The 20,819-nt window shown below is 71.4% G+C and carries 21 protein-coding genes; 14 read left to right on the top strand and 7 right to left on the bottom strand.

Annotated features, from left to right (window positions below):
• Window positions 1-47: 47 nt before the first annotated feature.
• The 3 genes from ACGFZN_RS12965 to ACGFZN_RS12955 all read left to right on the top strand — a co-directional run bounded on the left by ACGFZN_RS12965 (window position 48) and on the right by ACGFZN_RS12955 (window position 1,622).
• Window positions 48-515: a helix-turn-helix domain-containing protein gene (locus ACGFZN_RS12965; RefSeq protein ID WP_393858499.1), complete on the top strand. Its 468-nt coding sequence runs from the start codon at window positions 48-50 to the stop codon at window positions 513-515.
• Between the two features lie 77 nt (window positions 516-592).
• Window positions 593-1,177, top strand: coding sequence for a hypothetical protein (locus ACGFZN_RS12960; RefSeq protein WP_393858498.1), 585 nt, complete (start codon window positions 593-595; stop codon window positions 1,175-1,177).
• A 106-nt stretch (window positions 1,178-1,283) separates the two neighbouring features.
• The gene (locus ACGFZN_RS12955) at window positions 1,284-1,622 is read left to right on the top strand and encodes a DUF2516 family protein (RefSeq protein WP_393858582.1); all 339 of its coding nucleotides are present in this window, start codon (window positions 1,284-1,286) and stop codon (window positions 1,620-1,622) included.
• 54 nt (window positions 1,623-1,676) lie between these two features.
• Here ACGFZN_RS12955 and ACGFZN_RS12950 read toward each other — a convergent pair whose 3' ends face one another.
• The 3 genes from ACGFZN_RS12950 to ACGFZN_RS12940 form a co-directional block, all read right to left on the bottom strand.
• On the bottom strand, window positions 1,677-2,978 hold the full coding sequence (locus ACGFZN_RS12950; protein WP_393858497.1) for a PP2C family protein-serine/threonine phosphatase: 1,302 nt from the start codon (window positions 2,976-2,978) through the stop codon (window positions 1,677-1,679).
• Window positions 2,979-3,263: 285 nt separating this feature from the next.
• Window positions 3,264-4,331, bottom strand: coding sequence for an NlpC/P60 family protein (locus ACGFZN_RS12945; protein ID WP_393858496.1), 1,068 nt, complete (start codon window positions 4,329-4,331; stop codon window positions 3,264-3,266).
• A 194-nt stretch (window positions 4,332-4,525) separates the two neighbouring features.
• Entirely contained in the window at window positions 4,526-5,338 is an 813-nt protein-coding gene (locus tag ACGFZN_RS12940) for a class I SAM-dependent methyltransferase (protein ID WP_393858495.1), read from the bottom strand.
• A 171-nt stretch (window positions 5,339-5,509) separates the two neighbouring features.
• Between ACGFZN_RS12940 and mshA the strand changes: the two genes are divergently transcribed.
• The 3 genes from mshA to ACGFZN_RS12925 all read left to right on the top strand — a co-directional run bounded on the left by mshA (window position 5,510) and on the right by ACGFZN_RS12925 (window position 9,106).
• On the top strand, window positions 5,510-6,847 hold the full coding sequence (gene mshA / locus ACGFZN_RS12935) for a D-inositol-3-phosphate glycosyltransferase (protein WP_393858494.1): 1,338 nt from the start codon (window positions 5,510-5,512) through the stop codon (window positions 6,845-6,847).
• Entirely contained in the window at window positions 6,840-7,340 is a 501-nt protein-coding gene (locus ACGFZN_RS12930) for a YbjN domain-containing protein (RefSeq protein ID WP_393858493.1), read from the top strand. Before mshA ends, ACGFZN_RS12930 begins: the two co-directional genes overlap by 8 nt.
• 104 nt (window positions 7,341-7,444) lie before the next feature.
• Window positions 7,445-9,106 carry a glycosyl hydrolase family 28-related protein gene (locus ACGFZN_RS12925; protein WP_393858492.1) on the top strand — a complete coding sequence of 554 codons (1,662 nt, stop codon included), beginning with the start codon at window positions 7,445-7,447 and terminating at the stop codon, window positions 9,104-9,106.
• Here the strand turns inward: ACGFZN_RS12925 and ACGFZN_RS12920 are convergent.
• Window positions 9,085-9,882 carry an AraC family transcriptional regulator gene (locus ACGFZN_RS12920; RefSeq protein ID WP_393858491.1) on the bottom strand — a complete coding sequence of 266 codons (798 nt, stop codon included), beginning with the start codon at window positions 9,880-9,882 and terminating at the stop codon, window positions 9,085-9,087. The two genes, ACGFZN_RS12925 and ACGFZN_RS12920, sit on opposite strands and share 22 nt — an antisense overlap.
• Window positions 9,883-9,931: 49 nt before the next feature.
• Here ACGFZN_RS12920 and ACGFZN_RS12915 point away from each other — a divergent pair, with 49 nt between their 5' ends.
• On the top strand, window positions 9,932-10,357 hold the full coding sequence (locus ACGFZN_RS12915) for a DUF2000 family protein (RefSeq protein ID WP_393858490.1): 426 nt from the start codon (window positions 9,932-9,934) through the stop codon (window positions 10,355-10,357).
• A 40-nt stretch (window positions 10,358-10,397) separates the two neighbouring features.
• On the opposite strand, the gene ACGFZN_RS12910 is transcribed toward ACGFZN_RS12915, so the two are convergent.
• Entirely contained in the window at window positions 10,398-10,871 is a 474-nt protein-coding gene (locus ACGFZN_RS12910) for a carboxymuconolactone decarboxylase family protein (RefSeq protein ID WP_393858489.1), read from the bottom strand.
• A 509-nt stretch (window positions 10,872-11,380) separates the two neighbouring features.
• Here ACGFZN_RS12910 and ACGFZN_RS12905 point away from each other — a divergent pair.
• Window positions 11,381-11,590 (top strand): hypothetical protein, encoded by a 210-nt coding sequence (locus ACGFZN_RS12905; RefSeq protein ID WP_393858488.1) that lies wholly within the window; start codon window positions 11,381-11,383, stop codon window positions 11,588-11,590.
• A gap of 331 nt (window positions 11,591-11,921) precedes the next feature.
• On the opposite strand, the gene ACGFZN_RS12900 is transcribed toward ACGFZN_RS12905, so the two are convergent.
• Window positions 11,922-13,205, bottom strand: a complete 1,284-nt coding sequence (locus tag ACGFZN_RS12900; protein ID WP_393858487.1) for an MDR family MFS transporter — start codon at window positions 13,203-13,205, stop codon at window positions 11,922-11,924.
• 193 nt (window positions 13,206-13,398) lie between these two features.
• On the opposite strand from ACGFZN_RS12900, the gene ACGFZN_RS12895 reads away from it, so the two are divergent.
• Complete coding sequence (locus ACGFZN_RS12895) at window positions 13,399-14,160, top strand: phosphoglyceromutase (RefSeq protein WP_393858486.1); 762 nt, start codon at window positions 13,399-13,401, stop codon at window positions 14,158-14,160.
• Window positions 14,161-14,239: 79 nt separating this feature from the next.
• On the opposite strand, the gene ACGFZN_RS12890 is transcribed toward ACGFZN_RS12895, so the two are convergent.
• Entirely contained in the window at window positions 14,240-14,446 is a 207-nt protein-coding gene (locus tag ACGFZN_RS12890; RefSeq protein ID WP_393858485.1) for a ribosomal protein L7/L12, read from the bottom strand.
• Between the two features lie 363 nt (window positions 14,447-14,809).
• On the opposite strand from ACGFZN_RS12890, the gene ACGFZN_RS12885 reads away from it, so the two are divergent.
• The 5 genes from ACGFZN_RS12885 (at window position 14,810) to ACGFZN_RS12865 (ending at window position 20,684) form a co-directional block, all read left to right on the top strand.
• The gene (locus tag ACGFZN_RS12885) at window positions 14,810-15,514 is read left to right on the top strand and encodes a type 1 glutamine amidotransferase domain-containing protein (protein WP_393858484.1); all 705 of its coding nucleotides are present in this window, start codon (window positions 14,810-14,812) and stop codon (window positions 15,512-15,514) included.
• A 223-nt stretch (window positions 15,515-15,737) separates the two neighbouring features.
• Window positions 15,738-16,301, top strand: a complete 564-nt coding sequence (locus ACGFZN_RS12880) for a hypothetical protein (protein WP_393858483.1) — start codon at window positions 15,738-15,740, stop codon at window positions 16,299-16,301.
• 369 nt (window positions 16,302-16,670) lie between these two features.
• A complete protein-coding gene (locus ACGFZN_RS12875; RefSeq protein WP_393858482.1) occupies window positions 16,671-18,665 on the top strand; it encodes a cell wall-binding repeat-containing protein in 1,995 nt (664 codons plus the stop codon).
• A gap of 92 nt (window positions 18,666-18,757) precedes the next feature.
• A complete protein-coding gene (locus ACGFZN_RS12870) occupies window positions 18,758-18,931 on the top strand; it encodes a hypothetical protein (RefSeq protein WP_393858481.1) in 174 nt (57 codons plus the stop codon).
• 226 nt (window positions 18,932-19,157) lie between these two features.
• Window positions 19,158-20,684, top strand: coding sequence for a hypothetical protein (locus ACGFZN_RS12865; RefSeq protein WP_393858480.1), 1,527 nt, complete (start codon window positions 19,158-19,160; stop codon window positions 20,682-20,684).
• Window positions 20,685-20,819 lie beyond the last annotated feature (135 nt).

Genomic DNA, 20,819 nt, shown 5'->3' with positions numbered 1-20,819 from the left:
CAAGCGGATGCTTGCAATTGTTAGCGGGGGTGGGGCAAGGTGGAGGCATGGCATCACTGAACGTCGGCAATCTCGGCGAGTACCTGCGCGAGCAGCGGCGAAACGCCCAGCTGTCGCTGCGGCAGCTCGCCGACGCCGCCGGTGTGTCCAATCCCTACCTGAGCCAGATCGAGCGCGGGCTGCGCAAGCCGAGCGCGGAGGTGCTCCAGCAGGTCGCCAAGGCCCTGCGCATCTCCGCCGAGACGCTGTACGTCCGCGCCGGGATCCTCGACGCCGAGCGGGACCGGGACGAGGTGGAGACGCGCGCCGTCATCCTCGCCGATCCCTCGCTGAACGAGCGGCAGAAGCAGGTGCTGCTCCAGATCTACGAGTCCTTCCGGAAAGAGAACGGATTCGGGGTCGGCGAGCCCGTCGCGGGCGAGGAGGCCGGCTACCCGGCCCAGGACACGGGCGTGGACTCCGGCGCGGCCGGCGGACACGGTGCCGACGCGGACCCGCGGCGTACGGCCGGATAACCGGACCAGGGCGCCGGCCGTACCACCGCGGACCACACCACCTCAGCCGAACGCGAATCCGGGAGGACCTGATCACCATGGCCATCACCGACGACCTGCGCAAGACCCTCAGCGACCCGACTCCGCTCTACTTCGCCGCCGGCACCGCCGACCTCGCCCTGAAGCAGGCCAGGAAGGTGCCCGCCCTGGTCGAGCAGCTGCGCGCCGAGGCGCCGGCCCGCATCGAGGCCGTGCGCAACACCGACCCCAAGGCCGTGCAGGAGAAGGCCGCCGCCCGGGCCAAGGAGGCACAGGAGACCCTGCAGAGCAAGGTCAACGAGTTCCTCGGCACCCTCGACGTCGACCTGAAGAAGCTCGGCGAGCAGGCCCAGGACCTCGCGCTGCGCGGCGTCGGCGTCGCGGCCGAGTACGCCGTCAAGGCCCGTGAGGCCTACGAGAAGGTCGCCGAGCAGGGCGAGCAGGCCGTGAAGCACTGGCGCGGCGAGGCCGCCGAGGAGATCGAGGACATCGCGGTCGCCGTCGAGGGCAAGCCCGAGCCGGGCGAGATCAAGCACGAGCCGAAGCCGGCCGAGGCCGAGGCCGACACGAAGCCGGCGGCGAAGAAGGCTCCGGCCGCGCGCAAGGCGACCCCCGCGAAGAAGACGACGCCGTCGGAGAAGTGACCGGCGACGGCGAGGTCACAACGGGCCGGGCACCTTCGGGGTGTCCGGCCCGTTGTACGGGTACGGTGGCTGTACGGACTCGACTCGGGTGGTGGGCATTGTGCTGATGACGGCAGTCGGCGGAGTGATGTGGCTGATCTTCACCGCCATGCTGGCGCTCGCCATCGTGGCGTTCGTGATGGCGGCCGTCTTCCGCGAGGACGCGTACCGCGCCGCGGACAAGCAGAACAAGGGCTTCTGGCTGATCATCCTGGGCATCGCGGTCGCCGTGAACCTCTTCGTCCCGATGCTGTTCCTGCAGCTCGCGGGCCTGGTCGCCACGATCGTCTTCTTCGTGGACGTCCGCCCGGCGCTCCAGCAGGTGTCCGGCGGCAAGGGGTTCCGCCGCCGCGGGCGCGGCAGCAGCAGCGACGGTCCCTACGGGCCGTACAACGGCGGCCGCTAGGGACTCTCCGCCGTTGCGCCGCCCGGCGGGCGACGCCCTACGGCGAGACCCCGCTCACGGCGCGCGGTCCAGCAGCACCACGGCCACGTCGTCCGTCAGCTCGCCCCCGTTGAGCTCGCGCACCTCGCTGACGGCGGCCCGCAGCAGCTCCTCGCCCCGCAGCCCCTCGGCCAGCTGCCGGCGGATCATCGCGACCATGCCGTCCTGACCCAGCCGCTCCCCGCCCTCGCCGACCCGGCCCTCGATCAGACCGTCGGTGTAGAGCATCAGGCTCCACTCCGAACCCAGCTCCACCTGCATCCGCGGCCAGCGGGCGCCGGGCAGCAGCCCGAGGGCGGGGCCGTTGTTGTCGTAGGGCAGCAGGCAGGCCTGCCGGCCGGGGCGGGCGAGCAGCGGCGCCGGGTGTCCGGCCAGGCACAGGCCCGCGCGGCGGCCGTCGGGCGCGATGTCCACCGTGCACAGGGTCGCGAAGATCTCCTCGTCGGCCCGCTCGTGCTCCAGCACCTGCTGCAGCGTGCCGAGCAGTTCGTCGCCGCACAGGCCGGCCAGGGTCAGCGCCCGCCAGGCGATGCGCAGCTCCACGCCGAGCGCGGCCTCGTCCGGGCCGTGGCCGCAGACGTCGCCGATCATGGCGTGCACGGTGCCGTCGGGGGTGCGCACGGCGTCGTAGAAGTCGCCGCCGAGCAGCGCCCGGGAGCGGCCGGGGCGGTAGCGGGCGGCGAAGCGCAGCGAGGAGCCCTCCAGCAGGGGCGTGGGCAGCAGGCCGCGCTCCAGCCGGCGGTTCTCCTGGGCGCGCAGCCGGCCCTCCGCCAGCCGCCGCTCGGCGGTGTCGGAGCGCTTGCGCTCCACCGCGTACCGGATGGCGCGGCTGAGCAGCCGGCCGTCCAGCTCGTCCCTGAAGAGGTAGTCCTGGGCGCCGACGCGTACGGCCTCGGCGCCGCGCTCGGCGTCGCCGGAGGCGGTCAGGGCGAGCACGGCGTGCCGGGGCGCGAGCCGGAGCACGTGCCTGAGCACGGCCAGCTCGTCGTCGCTGTCGCCGCGGCCCGGCGCCGGGAGCGCCAGGTCGAGCAGGATGCAGTGGACGTCGTCGGTGAGCAGCCGCTCGGCCTCGGTGAGGTTGCGGGCGGTGCGCACACGGATCGGCTTGCCGGCCGAGTCCAGCAGGTCGGGGACGATCGGCGAGCCGGCCGGATCGTCCTCGATCAGCAGCAGGGTGAGAGTGGCGCCGCCGCCACTCGTGGGCGCGGCGTCGCGGTGGGCCTCTTCCTTGAGGGGGCCGCCGACTGCGGAGGCGGCCTCAGCCTGACCACTCTCCACGGCCGGGATCGCTCTCTGCCGCGGTACGGGTACGGGCATCGTCTTGGGTTCCTTCCCTCCCCCCGAGGGCACGGGCGGCGCCGAGGGTCTCGATGCCACCGACGGGGACCATAGCGGGTGGTCGCGCCCCGATGGAATGGTGTGAGCCGCGTCGCTCGCGCGCAGGCCGTTGTCATATGCCGCGTTCCGTACCGCAGTTGGACAGGCCGCCGGAGGGGCGGGAATGACGAAGCTCACGTCCGGCCGGGGTTTGGCCGGGGTTTGGCGGTGGGGCGGGTCACATGGCGTACGTCACGCGGCTTGCCCGGCGCCCGGCCGCGGGGCCTACGCGTCCGGCCGTACGACACCCAGGATCGGCATCGAGCCGGCGCCCGCGATCGTCACGTCCCGTCCCGGGCGCGGGGCCTGGATGATCGTGCCGTCGCCGATGTAGAGGGCGACATGGCTGGCGTCGTCGAAGTAGATGACGAGGTCGCCGGGGCGCATGTCCGTGATGTCGATGTGCTTGAGCTGCTTCCACTGCTCCTGCGAGGTGCGCGGGATGGGCCGGCCGGCCGCCGCCCAGGCCTGGGAGGTCAGGCCGGAGCAGTCGTAGGCCTTCGGGCCCTCGGCGCCCCAGACGTACGGCTTGCCGAGCTGGGCGGTGGCGAACGCGACGGCCTTCTCGCCCTGCGCGGAGGCCTTGCCGTGGATCCGCTGGAGGATGCCGGTGTCCAGCCAGCGCGTCTGCGCCTTCAGCGCGGCCTGCTTCTCCAGCTCGGCGAGCCGCTCCCGGTCCTTCTTCTCCAGCTGGGACTCGAGCTTCTCGGCGGCGGCGATCTGCCGCTGGATCCGCTTCTTCGCGGCGGCCTTGGCCCGGCGTTCGGCGTCCAGTTTCCGCCACCGGTCGGCGGCGTCGGCGGCGTACGACCGCAACTGCTTCTGCGTGCCGGCCAGTTCGCCCATCAGCGTCTTCGTGGCCCGCTGGCCCTGCAGGACCAGTCCGGCACCGTCCAGGACCTGCCCGGGGTCGTCGCTGAGCAGGAACTGGGCGGTGGGCGGGATGCCCCCGGTGCGGTACTGCTCGCGGGCGGCCGCGCCCGCGCGGTCCTTGAGCCCGGCGAGCCGCCGCTGCCCCTGCTGGATCTTCTGCGTCAGCGCGTCGATCCGGGCGGACTGCTGCTCGGCCTTCTCCTCGGCCGCGTTGTAGGCGTCGGTGGCGACGGCCGCGTCGTGGTAGAGCCGGTCGAGCTCCTCGCGGACCTTCTCGAGGTCCTTGCCCGGCGGGGGAGTCGGCGAGGTGCTCGGGCGGGGCGCCGGGGCGGCGAAGGCCGTGCCGGGCACTCCCAGCACGGTCACGGCGCAGACCACCGTCACGGCGGCCGAGAGGATGCTGCGCTTGCCCCAGCCCATCGCACATGCCCCCAAAGCTGATTTACCGTCAGTAACTTCACGACTCCGTGGGGATGGTGTCACGTTGCGCCGCAAAACGACAGGGGTCGGATGTGCTCCTCCCCCTGGTGGCCGCCCCGGTCCGACGATCTCCCCGTCGATGTGACGAACGGCGCGCGAGGTTCGTTCCGTCCCGCCTTCCCCGGACGGGTGATTCAGCTCCGGGGCGCCAACGCCTGCCAGGCCACGGTCACTTCGCCCTGCCGCCAGCGGGCGGGGGAGTCCGCCACCGGCCAGTCGGCCGTCAGGTCCCGCACCGCGCGCAGCCAGCGCTGGCGGGCGCCGTAGGAGGCGAAGGGCGCGGCGGCGGCCCAGGCGCGGTCGAAGTCCCGCAGGAAGGCGTGCACCGGCTCGCCGGGGACGTTGCGGTGGATCAGCGCCTTCGGCAGCCGCTCGGCGAGGTCCGAGGGCCGCTGGAGCGAGCCGAGCCGGGTGGCGAAGGTGACGGTCCGCGGCCCCTCCGGGCCGAGCGCGACCCACACGTGCCGCCGGCCGATCTCGTCGCAGGTGCCCTCGACCAGCAGCCCGCCGCGCGAGCCGTCGCCGGCCGGGGCGAGCCGCGCGCACAGCCGCGCCCACACGTCGGCGACCTCGGCCTCGTCGTACTGGCGCAGCACGTTGGCGGCCCGGATGAGCACCGGTCGCCCCGGCACGGGCACCTCGAAGCCGCCGTGCCGGAAGGTCAGCCCCTCCCGTTCGTACGCCTTGGCCGCCGCGACCCGTGCCGGTTCGATCTCGATGCCGGTCACGCGGGTGCGGGGCGCGGCCGTCCGCAGCCGCCCGAGCAGTTCCACGGCGGTCCAGGGGGCGGCGCCGTAGCCGAGGTCGACGGCCAGGGGCGCCGGGGCGCGGCGCAGTTCGGCGCCGTGGGTCGCCGCGATCCAGCGGTCCATGCGGCGGAGCCGGTTGGGGTTGGTCGTCCCGCGCGTGATGGTTCCCACGGGCCGGCGGGAGGCGCGGGCTGTCATACGTACGAGGGTAGGCGGCCCGGCGCGTCGAACGGTTGCTCGACCGAGGGTAATGATTGGGTAAAGCGCCGTGATCGGGAAATGGCCCGGCCCCCCGGGACTGTTGCACCTGTGCGGAGGGCGAGGTCGGTCCTCCGTCCGGCATGCCCGCAGCAAGGAGAGGACCGCCACGTGAGCCAGTACGTCAGCAGGCTCGGGCGACGCTCCCCGTCGGCCGCGCCACGGCTCCGGCTGCACCGCAGGCCCCGCAGAGTCGCCATGCTCTCCGTGCACACCTCCCCGCTCCACCAGCCCGGCACCGGTGACGCCGGCGGCATGAACGTCTACATCGTGGAGCTGGCCCAGCGGCTGGCCGCGCACGGCATCGAGGTGGAGATCTTCACCCGTGCCACGGCCGGCGGACTGCCCCCCGCCGTCGACCTGGCCCCCGGTGTGCTGGTCCGGCACGTCGACGCCGGCCCCTACGAGGGCCTGGCCAAGGAGGACCTGCCGGCCCAGCTGTGCGCCTTCACGCACGGCGTGATGCAGGCCTGGGCCGGCCACCGCCCCGGCTACTACGACCTCGTCCACTCCCACTACTGGCTCTCCGGCCACGTCGGCTGGCTCGCCGCCCAGCGCTGGGGCGTGCCGCTGGTGCACGCCATGCACACCATGGCCAAGGTCAAGAACGCCAACCTGGCCGACGGCGACACCCCCGAGCCCGCCGCCCGCGTCATCGGCGAGACCCAGGTCGTGGCCGCCGCCGACCGGCTCATCGCCAACACGGACGAGGAGGCCGGCGAGCTGGTGCGGCACTACGCCGCCGACCCCGCGAAGGTCGCCGTCGTCCACCCGGGCGTCAACCTCGACCGCTTCCGCCCCGCCGACGGCCGCGCCGCGGCCCGCGCCCGCCTCGGCCTGCCCCAGGACGCCCTGATCCCGCTCTTCGCGGGCCGCATACAGCCCCTGAAGGCCCCGGACATCCTGCTGCGTGCGGTGGCGGTCCTGCTGGACGAGCGTCCGCAGCTCCGCTCCCGCATCCTCGTCCCCGTCGTCGGGGGCCCGAGCGGCAGCGGGCTCGCCAGGCCGGAGGGGCTGCAGAAGCTCGCCGCCCGGCTCGGCATCGCCGACGTCGTGCGGTTCCGCCCGCCGGTCGGCCAGGAGCAGCTCGCGGACTGGTTCCGGGCCGCCTCCGTGCTGGTCATGCCCTCCTACAGCGAGTCCTTCGGGCTGGTGGCGATAGAGGCGCAGGCCACCGGCACGCCGGTGCTCGCCGCCTCGGTCGGCGGCCTGCCGGTGGCGGTGCGCGACGGCGACACCGGGTTCCTGGTCCGCGGCCACGATCCCGCCGACTACGCGCGCGTGCTGCGCCGTTTCGCCGACGAGCCGGACCTGGCCGCCCGGATGGGCCGCGCCGCCGCCCGGCACGCGCAGTGCTTCGGCTGGGACCGGGCCGCCGCCGAGACCGCGGACGTCTACACGGCCGCGACTCAGGCGCACCGCCGTCGCGTACGCTCCCACCATGGGTGATGTCGAGAAGGCCGGACAGGTCCTGGAAGGCGTCCTGAAGGACGCCGAGCTGGAATGGGAGAGCCCCGAGCCCGGAAACTACGTGGTCAAGCTCCCGGGCACCCGCAAGCTGTCCACGACGGTCTCCCTCCTCGTCGGCCGCCACTCCCTGTCGCTGAACGCGTTCGTCATCCGGCACCCCGACGAGAACGAGGCGGGCGTCCACCGCTGGCTCCTGGAGCGCAACCTCAAGCTGTACGGCGTCAGTTACGCCGTCGACCGCCTCGGCGACGTCTACGTCACCGCGCGCCTGCCGCTCGCCTCCGTCACCCCCGACGAGATCGACCGCCTCCTCGGGCAGGTCCTCGAAGCGGCCGACGGCGCCTTCAACACGCTCCTGGAACTGGGCTTCGCCTCCTCCATCCGCAAGGAGTACGCCTGGCGGGTGTCCCGCGGGGAGTCGACGCGCAACCTGGACGCGTTCAAGCACCTGATCGGGCGCCCGACCGACTGACGTACCGCACGACCCCTTCCCACTCCTCGTGCGGAGTGGCATGCTCACGGCCAACGCATTCCTGAACGTCGTTCATATTCATGAATACGAAGGGGCGGGTGGACATGAGCGGCACACACCTCACGAGACGGACCCTGCTGACCGCGGCCACGGCCGTGGCGCTCGGCGCGACCGCCACGGCCCGGGCGGCGGCCGCCGACCGGCCCCAAGTCCCTGAGATCTGGGGTGAGTTCAGCCGCACGCCCTTCACCCACCCGCAGATCCCCTACGTCGGCCGCGCCGGCTGCCGCGGCGGAGCCCTCGGCCTGCCCCGCCCCCGCCACTTCGCCGACGCCACCGAGTACGGCGCCGTCCCCGACGGCACCACCGACTCCGCGCCCGCGATCAACCGTGCCCTCGCCGCCGCCGGAAGGGCCGGCGGGGGCACGGTCACCCTCCCGCCCGGCACCTTCCGCATCGACGACCTGATCCGCATCGCCGACTCGGGCGTCGTCCTGCGCGGCGCCGGCAGCGGCCGCACCACCCTGTACGCGACCAGGAACCTCACCGAGCTGATCGGCGTCTACGGCTCCCGCTACGGCGGCGACAAGTCGTCCTGGTCCTGGGCGGGCGGCCTGATCTGGCTGGCGCCCAGGGCCCGCTGGGACTCGCTGGTGGCCGCGATCCGGTCCCGGACCTGGCCCTTCGAGGGCTGGACCGGCAACCGGCGGGACGAGTGGACGGCGCTGACGGCGGTGGAACCGGCCACCCGGGGCTCGTGGACGGTCACCGTCGCCGATCCCGAGGGATTGCACCCCGGCCGGCTCGTCCTCCTCCGGCTCGCCGACGACCCGGCCCACACCCTCCTGCAGCACATGGCGGGCGGCGGCCCCGGCCCGGCGGCGTACACCTGGGACGACAAGACGAAGCTCCTGTCCTACGTCCCCTACGAGTGGCCGGTCCGCATCACCCGCGTCCAGGGCCGGAAGGTCACCCTCGAACGCCCCCTCCCGCTCGACGTCCGGCCCGAGTGGAAACCGCAGTTCACCACCCACGTCCCCGAACTGACCGGATCGGGCGTCGAGGGCCTCACCCTGCGGGCGGTGCTCACCCCGCAGTCCCCGCACCTGCTCGACAAGGGCTACAACGGGGTCGTCCTGCAGTGCGCCTACGACTGCTGGGTGGACGACGTCACGGTGACCGACGTCGACAACGGCTTCGGCCTGGTCGCCGCCTCCGCCTGCACCCTGCGCCGCACCCGGGTGGCCGGCCGGGGCTCGCACCACCCGTACTTCTGCCGCGAGGGCTCCCACGACAACCTGGTCGAGGACTTCACCATCGAGCAGCGCACCGTCCCCGCCCCGCCCGGCACCCAGCTGCACGGCATCAACGTCGAGGGACTGTCCTCGCACAACGTCTGGTCGCGCGGCCGGATGGAGATGGGCACCTTCGACAGCCACCGCGGCCTGCCCTTCGCGAACGTCCGCACCGACATCACCGTGAACAACAACGGCCGGCACGGCGGGGACGCAAGCGCCGGCCCCCTCTTCGGCGCCCGCTTCGCCCACTGGAACATCAGGGTCACCAACGGCCGCGCCGGCCTGATGAAGATCGACGGCCTGGCGCCCCGCTCCGCCACCGTCGGCCTCAACACCGTCACCGAGTTCGACCAGACCGACGTCCCCGACTTCACCGGCGACCTGCACTCCCGGCTGGAGCTGTACGGCACCACGGACGCCGTACGCCCGCGCAACCTGTACGAGGCTCAGCGGGAACTGACGCGATAGCGGCCCGGCGTCACCCCGACCAGCCTCTTGAAGTGCCGGGTGAGATGGGCCTGGTCGTAGAACCCGGCGGCCGCGGCCACCTCGCCCGGCGCCAGCCCGTCCAGCAGCAGACGCCGGGCGCGCCCGACCCTGCGGGACATCAGGTACTGGTGCGGGGCGATGCCGTAGGCGCCGCTGAACGCCCGCACCAGATGGGCGGGGTGGGCGTGCAGCACCCGCGCCGCCTCCTGGAGCGACACGCCCTCGACCACCCGGGCGTCCAGCAGCTCCCGCAGCCGCCGGCCGAGAACCGGGTCCGGACGGTGCCGGGGCGGATCCGTGCGGCGCCGCAGATGGTCCCGCAGCCGCTCCCCGACCAGCGTCAGCCGGCTCTCCGCCTCCAGCTCGTCCCCGGACCGGGCCAGCGCCGCGTGCAGCTGCCCCACGCGCCGCCGCAGCACCGGGTCCGGCAGATCCGGTGTGTCGACGGCGGGCCCGATCAGATCGTCGCCGAGCCGGCTGCCGTCCAGGTACACGACCCGCTTGCGGAAGCCGTCCGGGGTGGCCGGGGAGCCGTTGTGCGGCACGTGCGGCGGCAGCAGCGTGACGGTGTCGTGCGGCGTGCCGTGCTCGTGCCGGTCCAGGTCGTACCGTACGGCGCCGTCGTCCACGATCAGCAGCGTCCAGGCGTCGTGGACGTGCATCGGATAGGCGTACTCGGTGAAGCGGGCGTGGAAGACCTCGGTGACGCCCGGAACACGGGGGCGCCACGCGCTGACTTCCTGCCGGGCGGCCACGCAAAGAACGTACAAGACCGGGCCGTACGACGCCCGGCAGTCTCATTCCATGAGCGCTGAACCCATCCGTTTCGACACGAAGATCGCCGTGCTGCTGCGCGAGGACCTGGAACCCTGGCAGCGGCTCAACGTCACCGCGTTCCTGGTCAGCGGCCTCGGCACCCAGGTCCCCGAGGTGATCGGCGAGCCGTACGAGGACGCGGACGGCGTCGGCTACCTGCCCATGTTCCGCCAGCCGGTGCTGGTCCTGGAGGGCTCCAAGGAGACCCTGAAGGCGGCCCACGAGCGGGCGCTGCGCCGCGGCCTGCCCCGGGCGGTGTTCACGGCCGACCTGTTCGCCACGGGCCACGACGGCGCCAACCGCGCGGCCGTGCGGGCCGTACCGACCGCGGAGCTGGACCTGGTGGGCCTCGCGGTGTACGGCCCGCGGGGCGGGGTGGACAAGACACTGAAGGGAGCGCGGATGCACCCCTGAGGCCGATGAGGCCCCTGAGATCCCTGAGGCCTCTTCCGTCTCAGTCGAACATGCCGGGCTGGTAGTCGCCGGCGGGCTGCTGGACGATCACGTTGAGGCGGTTGTAGGCGTTGATCAGGGCGATCAGCGCGACCAGCGCGGCGAGCTGATCCTCGTCGTAGTGCTTGGCGGCGTTCGCCCACACCTCGTCCGGGACGCCGCCGGCCGCGTCGGCGATCCGGGTGCCCTGCTCCGTCAGCTCCAGCGCGGCCCGCTCGGCGTCGCTGAACACCTTGGCCTCCCGCCAGGCGGCGACCAGGTGCAACCGCTGGGCCGTCTCCCCGGCGGCGGCCGCGTCCTTGGTGTGCATGTCGGTGCAGAACCCGCAGCCGTTGATCTGGCTGGCCCGGATCTTCACCAGCTCCTGCGTCGCGGCCGGCAGGGAGGAGTCCGAGACGGCCTTGCCCGCCGAGTTGATGTACCTGAGGAACTTGCCGGCGACCGGGTTGCCGAAGAGGTTCAGCCGAGCGTCCATGGTGTGCTCCTTGTGTGCTTTCCCTGGTGCTTTCCGATGGCTACACCTCCCTGACGGACCGCTGCGGACGGATGTGACGGGGCCGGTGTGTGACCTGGACCACTGCCCGCCGACGCCCGCTGCCGCGCCGATCGCCCCGTGAACGGAATCTGCACAGTGCGTACGCAACCCCGGGGTGGGCGGGTTCGGTTGGTGGGGAGTTGTCCCGGTCGGCGCGACGGTGGCAAGAGCTGTCGGCCGCCTGTGCGGCGCGGGGTGTGGAGGATCTGGCCCCAACGCGTGACCGTACGTGCACGGATGCGTCATCCGGCGGCGCCAACTGGGCCGGTGGGAGCGCTGGTTGGGTGGATGCCCGGCACGCTCCGTGGTTTGATCGCTCGCACCGCCGGGATCGCGCCAGGTGTCCGGAAAGGACGGTGCGTGCCTGCGGTCGCGGCCCCCACCTCAGTCCCCGGCGGGCCGCTTCCCCTTGGACCCTGTGGACCATCCATGCGAAGGGCAGTTTCCTCATGAACGCCGCTCACCAGATCCAGACCACCGAGATCGCCGACGCCGAGCTCGACGCCGTCTCCGGCGGCCTGGCCCCCCAGGCCGGCATCACCGCCGACTCCACGACCCTGAGCACCGCCGACGCCCTGTCCCAGCTCGGCGCCGTCCAGGGCGAGGTCCTGGGCGCCCTCAGCCAGCCCCACCAGATCGGCATCAACCTCGCGTTCTGATCCCACCATCCCCGCCCCCTGCCGGGATTCCGGTGGGGGGCGGGGCTGTGTCTGGGGTGGGGGCTGGGGACTGGGCGGTGAGGGGGGATCTCTGCCCGCCTCCCAGCGCTTCGGGCGCCCAGGCCTGCAGCCCGCTCGCGCGTCCGGGCCCGCAGCCCCCGACTGCTCACGCGTCCCCGTCCGTATGCCCCAACCCCTGACCTGCACGAGCCCGCACTCTCAACACTCCCGCCCACAGCCCCGCACCCCAGCCCCCCCTCCCGCAAGCCGACGCCTGCCCCCCATCCCCGCATGAGCGCATCAGGCCCTCGCCCCCGCCCCGCCCCGTCCCTCACGCCGGGCTGACCTCGGTCTCTGTGCCATCGACGCCGGCGGCGCCCTCGGCGGCCGTCCGCCGGCTCGCCGCGGCCGGGGTCTCCTTCGCCAGGCCTCGCATGAGCAGCCCGTACCCCAGCCCGGCGATGGTCCCGATCAGCGCGCACATGCCCCACAGCCACCGCGCGCCCCAGCGGTCGATGACGGCGCCGGACATCAGCGGGGCGACCAGCGCGGCGACGGACCAGGAGAGCGTGTACACGCCCTGGTAGCGGCCGCGTCCGTGGACCGGGGAGAGCCGGACGACGAGGCCGGTCTGGGTCGGGGCGTTGACGATCTCGGCGAGGGTCCACACGCAGACGGTGACCATGAAGACGCCGACCGAGCCGGCGAACGCGGTGAGCCCGAAGCCGTACCCGGCGAGCAGTGACGAGACGACCAGCAGGGTGCGCGGGTCGCGGTGCTCGATGAACCGGGTGACCGGGATCTGCAGGACGACGATCAGGATGCCGTTGACGGCGATGGCGAGGCCGTAGTCGGCGGGCGAGAACCCGGCCCGGCCCATGGCCACGGGAAGCCCGACCGACCCCTGCTGGAAGACCAGCGCGACCAGGAAGGACAGCCCGACGACGGCCATGTACCGCCCGTCGCGCAGCACGGTGCCGAGCCCGATGCGGGCCTCCGCCTGCCGGGCCGTGGCCGTGGGCCGGGACTCGGGCAGCCTGAGGAAGACGACGACCGCGCAGACGGCGGTCATCCCCGCCTCGATCAGGAACCCGGCGAGATAGCTGAACTCGGCGATGAACCCGGCGGCCATGGAGGAGACGGCGAAACCGAGGTTGATGGCCCAGTAGTTGAGGGAGAAGGCGCGGACCCGGTCCTCGGGCCGGACGATGTCGGCCATCATCGCCTGCACGGCGGGCCGGGAGGCGTTGGAGGCCATGCCGACCAGGAAGGCGACGGCGGCGATGGCCACCGGGTCGGTCATGAACCCGAGGAGCGCGACCGACGCGGCGGTGGCGGACTGGGCGACGAGCAGCGTGGGCCGCCGTCCCAGCCGGTCGGCCATCACACCGCCGGCGAGGGAGGAGACGACGCCGCCGAGCCCGTGCAGCGAGGCGACGAGACCGGCGTACGACGCCGAGTAGCCGCGGTCGAGCGTGAGGTAGAGGGCCATGAAGGTGGCCACGAAGGCGCCGAGCCGGTTGATCAGGGTGCTGGTCCACAGCCACCAGAACTCGCGGGGGAGTCCGGAGACGGTCTCCCGGGCGGCACGTCTCAGGCGGACGACGGCGGACATGACAAGACCCCCCATGGATCGGCGGACACCCGGTCCGGGCGCCGTAAGCAGGTCGGGCAGTAAGCGGCTCAAGCGGTAAGCACAACTTACATACGTGATCGTTCGCCGGCCACCCGATTAACAGACGCCGCCGGCGGTCCACCCACCGGTCGGCCGGGACGATGCCCCGAACGCGTGGATTACGCTCTGACCCATGGCCGACGCACCGTACAAGCTGATCCTCCTCCGCCACGGCGAGAGCGAGTGGAACGCGAAGAACCTGTTCACCGGCTGGGTGGACGTCAACCTGAACGAGAAGGGCGAGAAGGAGGCGGTCCGCGGTGGCGAGCTCCTGAAGGACGCCGACCTTCTCCCGGACGTGGTCCACACGTCCCTCCAGAAGCGCGCGATCCGCACGGCCCAGCTGGCCCTCGAGGCCGCGGACCGCCACTGGATCCCGGTCCACCGCAGCTGGCGCCTGAACGAGCGCCACTACGGCGCCCTCCAGGGCAAGGACAAGGCGGCCACGCTGGCCGAGTTCGGCGAGGAGCAGTTCATGCTCTGGCGCCGCTCCTACGACACCCCGCCGCCGCCGCTCGCCGAGGACTCGGAGTTCTCCCAGTTCGACGACCCGCGCTACGCCACGCTCCCGCCGGAGCTGCGCCCGAGGACGGAGTGCCTGAAGGACGTCGTCCAGCGGATGCTGCCGTACTGGTTCGACGCCGTCGTCCCGGACCTCCTGACCGGCCGCACCGTCCTGATCGCCGCCCACGGCAACTCGCTGCGCGCCCTGGTCAAGCACCTGGACGGCATCTCCGACGCCGACATCGCGGGCCTGAACATCCCGACCGGCATCCCGCTCTACTACGAACTCGACGCCGACTTCAAGCCGACCACCCCCGGCGGCAAGTACCTCGACCCCGAGGCGGCCGCGGCGGCGATCGAGGCGGTCAAGAACCAGGGCAAGAAGAAGTAATCGCCCACGAGTAAGCCCCCTGCCTGCGGTTTCCCCGCTGCAGGGGGCTTTTCGCCGCCTCTGGGCCGTCTCTGGGCCGTCAGGGCGATGGGGCCGCGCGCTCGCCGGGCTCCGCTTCCTGCCTCCACTCCGCTCTGGCGCCGGCGCTCTGGAGCACAGCGACAGCGGACTGGGCCCTGTACGCAGACAGCCCCTTTAGGAGGGTGACGGGCGCTTGCCGCGCCAGGACCCGGCTGTGCCACAAGCTCAGCCCGGTCACCTTGCGCACTGCTCGGATCACATCCATCTCGCGGGGGCAGCCGACGTTCCGCTCCCCGCGCGGGCCCCGGCCCCTGGCCGAGCCTGCGCTCCTGTCTCCGCCCCGCTCCAGCCCGGCCGGCGCCCGTGCCGCGCAGAGCAATCAGCCACCTGATGCCAGAGAAGGGGTACGTCGTGGCTGGGGCGGTCGGCTCCGCGATTTTGGGCAGCCACTTTGCCGCGAGCCTCGAAGATCACGGCCTCAACGTCGTGCTTTACCGGGCAGGCCACAGACTGCCCGACGCGTCCTCGGGTTCCCGACTTTACAGAGCTGTTCGCCACAGCGGCGTTGCCGGCCGTACCCCCCAGGCTTACGGTCGAAAAGAGGGGGAGTAGCCGGAGGTGAGTCACCATGCCCGCAACCAAAAACAAGATCCTAGTCATCGTCACCAACGTCGACGAATATCAGAAGGCCGGCATGCGGACAGGGCTCTGGCTCGGGGAGCTGACTCACTTCTGGGATGTCGCCGAGCAGCACGGATTCACCATGGACATCGCAAGCCCATCGGGCGGCAAGGTTCCCATCGATCCGGAGAGCTTGTCGCACGAGGTGCTAGCGGAGCTAGGGACTGAAAAGCGCTACGCGGACAGAAAGTTCATGGACCTCCTTGAGGACACCAAGAAAATCTCAGAGGTCAACAGCGAGGACTACGACGCCATATACCTCACCGGTGGCCATGGGGTCATGTTCGACTTCCCGCAGAGCCAAGAGTTGGAAGACCTGATGGCCAGGTTCTACGAGACCGGCCGAGTCGTGTCGACCGTCTGCCACGGCGCCACCGGCCTGCTCAACGTGACTCTGAGCAACGGGGAACCCTTGGTCAAGGGCAAGAGGGTCACCGGGTTCTCCTGGCCAGAAGAGGAACTGGCGAACAGGGCACAAGCGGTTCCCTACAACCTGCAAGAGGAGCTGAAGAAGATCGGCGCCAACTACAGCACGGCCGACGAGCCGTTCGCCACGTATGTAGTCGAGGACGGGCGCCTGATTACGGGTCAGAATCCGGGCAGTGCCAGAGCTGTGGCCGAGGCAGTCGTCAAGCACCTCAGCCCCGCGTGACGGAGAGGCCACAAGCCAGCAGGAAGGGCTGACAGCGGGACGGCGGCAGGGAGCTGCGGTACAACAGCGAAGTACAGCAACCCCAGCAACCGTCAGCGCCCCCCGCTGGCCGTCACGGGGAGTCGCGGCTGTGGCAACGGGCCCGCTGCCTCCCGGCGCGACTCCGATTGATCGTAAGCTCTGCTCGCGCTCGTGACGGCACGGCGCGAGGAGGAGTGGATTCATGGGGCCCTTCAAGTGGGGAGTCGCGGCTGTGGCAACGGGCATGAGTGTTCTGGCCATGTTGCCTGGCACAGCTCAGGCCGCGCCCACAACGTCCGCCAGCGCCAAGCCGACCTGTTCCTTCGGCGAGATCACCGGTTCGGGCAACGGGTCCGGTGAACCGATCTCCACGAAGGCCGGGCAGAACCTGGTCACATACACCACCGTGCGTAACGCCAAGTCGGCGCCGCTGTCGGGAGTGTTCTTCGACTACGAGATGGCCGCGCCCAGCAACCGCAAGGGCGCGGCGCCAACCGTCTGGTGGAAGTTCAACGGCGGGTCGTGGCATCACTTGACCATGACCTGGTACCCGGCGACCAAGGCGTCTACCGCGCAATGGGTTGGCGGTGACGCTGTCCTCGGCAACCTTCCCGGCAACACCACCCGCAGGATGGAGATGACCGTCGACTACCCCTCCGGCGCCACACGGGGCTTCTACCCCGGGACTGTCATGGCCGGAGCGAAGACGTGTAGCTCTCAGTTGCTGGGAGCGATCCAGGTGACAACCGCGTACGAACCACGGTAGCCACCGTCACGGGCATGTCGGCGGGCACGGCACCCGTGAGTGTCTAACTGCGTGACAACGCCGTCGTAAAAAGGCGGGCGCGTGCGGACACCTGCGGACCATCCGCGCAGGTGAATGGTGCGACTGGGCGCGCCGAAGCTGGGCCGTCCCTGGGCCGTCCGAGACCGCTCAACAATGTGCTGGGGTCACTCCGGGACCTCGGGTGGCGAGGGATTGTCGGGGTCTTGATCATCTGCCTCTTCCCGGTTGCCGGGGCCTGGCACTAGTGTTCGGTCGCTGCCGTGTGGATGCGCATGACGCCGTCCGTTCACCTTGGGGGAGGGGCGCGGCGGTCAACCATTTGCTTGTGGGGGCACATTGAACATGCGCATGCGCCGCGGACTCGCGGCGCTCATCAGCGCCGCCGCGCTCGGGGCGGGGCTCCTCGCCGCGCTTCCGGGACCCGCGGCGGCCGTCGCCGGCGGCTGGCCCGCGACCGACGGGCAGCTGCTGTACACGGACGTCGGCGGCTCGATGAACTACATCAACCCTGACGGGTCGCGGTTGTCCCAGTTCTATCCGACCGGAAACCAGGGTGCCTGGTCCGCAGACGGCAGTCAGATCGTCTTCGTGAACCCGTACGACGACCACATCGCCACGGCGTTGTCCGACGGGTCGCAGAGCATCGACATGGCCATGCCGTCGGGCAGCGGCTGGCATCCGGCCGATCCGACCTTCTGGTACGGCGGCGGCGACATCGTCTTCAGCGCGGGTGGCCGACTGCGGCTGACCGCGGCCGATGGCACCCGCACGCCGACGGCCCTCTTCGGCACCGACGTCGACGGGTGCGACTCCCAGCCGAGCGGCGCCGCCAACGGCATGCTCGCCTTCGTACGCACCGGGACGAGCTGCGCCACCGCCGGCACCCCGGCCGTCTGGGTCTACGACGGCCGTTCCGGCGCGTTCACCAAGCTGGCCGACGACGCGCGCGAGCCGAGCATCTCCGCCGACGGGCAGTCGGTGGTCTTCACCCGGTCGGTCGGCGGTCACAAGCAGCTCTTCACGGTCAGGACCGACGGCACCGGGCTGACCCAGCTCACCACGGACGCGGCCGACCACAACCGTCCCGCCTGGTCCCCGCAGGGCGACCGCATCGCGTACGACATCGACGTCTACGGCCAGAGCCCCCAGGTATGGCTCCACACGATCGGCACGGGTGCGCAGACGCAGGTGCCCCAGGCCCAGGGCACGAACGTGGCCTGGCAGCCGCTCCGCGACAACGCGATCTCCCGCGTGTGGGGCTCGGACTCGTACGACACGAACATCGCCGCGTCCAAGTGGACCTGGAACACGGTCGGTACGAGCACGCCCGGCCTGAAGAACGCGGGCGCGGCCGTGCTCATCAGCAAGTCCGACTCGGCGTACGCCACCACTGCGACATCGCTGGCCGGCAAGAAGCGCGGGCCGGTGCTGATGACGTCCGGCACGGGCCTGGACTCCGCGGTGCAGACGGAGCTCAAGCGCATGCTGCCGAAGGGCAGGACCGTCTACCTGGTCGGCGGCAGCACGATCCTCAACAGCACGGTCGCGTCCAAGGTGACCTCGCTCGGATACGTGGCCAAGCGGCTGTCCGGCACCTCGCGCTACTCCACCTCGGTGGCCGTGGCCAACACCGTCACCAGCACGCCGAAGTACATCTTCGTGGCGACGGGCACCGACTACCACAACGCCCTCGCGGCGAGCTCCGCCGCCGGTTCCATGGGCGGTTCCGGAACCGCGACCGTCGTGCTGACCGACGGCACGACCATGACCGCGTCGGTCTACGGATACCTCAACAAGTACAGCCCGGGCACGACGAGGATCATCACGGTGGGCACCGACGCCGAGTCGGCGCTGACCAGGGCGTACAAGGCCGGCAAGATGCCGAAGTGGCCCAGCTCGTACCACTACTACCGGGTCGCCGGCGCAACGCCGCAGTCGAACGCCATGCGGCTCGCCGACCTGTGGTGGTCGCTGCCGTCGAACGCCGCGCTGGCCTCCGTGGGGAGCTGGCGAGGCGGTGTCTCCGCGTCGTCGGCGATGACCACGTACGGTCCGCTGCTGTGGACCGACACCACCTCGCTGTCGTACGACACCAAGCGGTACCTGATGCGGATGTCGGCGAGCATGTACCACGTGGCCGTCTTCGGCGGCACCGGTTCGGTCGACGCGTCGGTCATTCCGAAGATCGGTGCGGCCATCGGCGTGGGCACCCACTACGCCTACACGCCGTACTACAAGGGCGTGGCTCCGCAGACGACGTCCGCCCGGACGCTGTCCGCCGGCACCACCGGGTCCGCTCCGAGCCCGGACCTCGCACCGCTGCGGGTGACGGCCACGAGGTAGGTCCCTCCCCGCGGGTCCGGGCCGACGGCGCACGGCGGGGCATGCCGCCGCTGCCCCGAGGGCACTCGGTCAGTGAGCGTGGAGGTGCTGAGATGAGCGCTGGAGAGAAGGCCAAGGCGAAGGCCGAACAGGTCGTGGGGAAGGCCGTGCGAACGCTGGCCCACGCGGTACACAAGGACGATCTCGCGGTGAAGGGCGCCGCCCTCGAAGCGCGGGGCAGGATGCGGGGAGCGAAAGAAGGGACCAAGGACTCCTTCAAGCACTGAACCAGGCACTGCGCCTGTCACCGCCTTTGCCGGTGGTGCAGCGGCGGTGCGGACGCCGGTCAGCCCTCGGCCTGCTGTTCCCGGCAGGGCCGGGGGCTTCCGCTTGCTCCGGATCGTCGCCGGTGCGGTCCGGCTCTGGGCGTCTTCAAGAAGAGGGCCCGGCGGAAAGGGCGTGTCGGCCGTGCGCTACCGTGGCTCGCTTTTGTCGCGTACCTAGGGGGGTCTGATGCGACGAACCACGACAGTGGCGAGTGCCGTCACCGTACTCATACCGCTTCTGCTGGCCGGAGCCCCGGCCGCGTCCGCCGCGGGCAAGGGCTCGCTCACCGTCACGACGCTGGACCGCGGTGGCAAGCCGGTGTACGCCCAAGTGGCCGTCTACAACACGAAGACGAACGACTTCCGCTACATCGAGAGCAACAAGGCGGCCTCGCTGCCCGACGGCAGCTACGAACTCGTCACGACCTTCACCGGTGCCACGGGCGAGGATGCCACCGTCGGGGGGCACAGCGTGACGGTCTCCGGGGCCACGAAGAGCACGTTCGACGCCCGCCAGGGCCGCCCGGTCAACGTCTCGCTCAGCCCGGGTCCGGGCAGCGGGTACGACCACACGGTCAGCGCGTACGTCTGCGCAGCCGACAACGGACCCGCCAGCATGGGGATTTCCGCGGAAGCCGGCGACCTGTACGTCATCCCGACCAGCAGCAAGGCGTACGAGCTGTCGTACGGCACCACCTACCAGCCCCGCTCGGCCACCGGCGGGGACTTCTGGCTGGCGTCCGCCACGCACAAGGGCGGCGTGCCGTCCGGGGTGTCCGCGACGCTCAAGCAGTCCGGGCTCACCACCCTGAAGGTGTCCGCCCGTTCGGGCCCCGACAGCGGACAGGCGATGTTCTCGTTCGACTACTCGTCGGACGGCGACAGCTGCTCGTGGGGCCCGAACACGCTGATGTTCCAGCGTGACCTGCCCAACTCCTTCAGCGCCCACCTCCCACCCGGACAGTGGGGCATCAGCCAGCACGGTCACGACTTCGTCTACGACGGGTTCCACACCTACGCGGCCGGCAAGACGACCTCGCTGACCCTCGGCCGCGCGGTCTGGGGACCCGGCGGGCGGCTGCCCAACACCTGGTACAAGCAGCTGTACTTCGGGTCCATCAACCCGTTCGCCGACCCGACCCTCACCGCGGGCGGGGTGCTGGCCACCGGCTCCGTCAAGCTGACCCACGCGGGCAGGACGCTGTACTCGCACACCTACAGCCCCTCGCAGGAGATCGACGCGCACCCGGTGATCCCCGGTGCGGGCTGGTACACGCTCACCCAGACCGGCCACCGCAGCCTGCCGTCCGGCTCGCTGTCGACCACGTCCAGCCTCAGCCTGCACTTCTACGCGGACCCCGCCAAGAACCAGCAGATCCGGGACTACATCACCCGCTTCTCGCCCGGCGCGCTCAACAGCAGGAACCAGGCGGCCCCCGGATCCACCACGTCCGTCGTCCTCGGCATGCAGCGCAACGGTACGGACGACAGCACGGTGCAGCAGCTGCCCGACGCGGTGAAGTCGGTGCAGGCCTGGTACACCACCGACAACGGCACCACCTGGCATGCCGCCACCGCGAAGCTGTCCGGCGGCAAGTGGACCATGGCCGTCCACAATCCGGCCTCCGGGCGCGTCGGCCTGCGCTCCACGGTCACGGACACCCACGGCGACAGCGCGACGACCACGGTGTACAACGCCTACGCCGTGAGCTGACGGCCGGCGAGGCGTATCCGCGTAGGGCCGGTGTGAACGAGTTCACTCCGGCCCTACGACGTCGTACCGCCCCTCAGCCGCACTGGCAGGGGGCACCCGACTGGCACCCGCACCCGCAGCCCGAGCCGCAGCCGC

The sequence above is a fragment of the Streptomyces sp. NPDC048192 genome, assembly GCF_043202415.1.
GTDB lineage: Bacteria > Actinomycetota > Actinomycetes > Streptomycetales > Streptomycetaceae > Streptomyces.
This window is presented reverse-complemented; position numbering and strand designations above follow the sequence as displayed.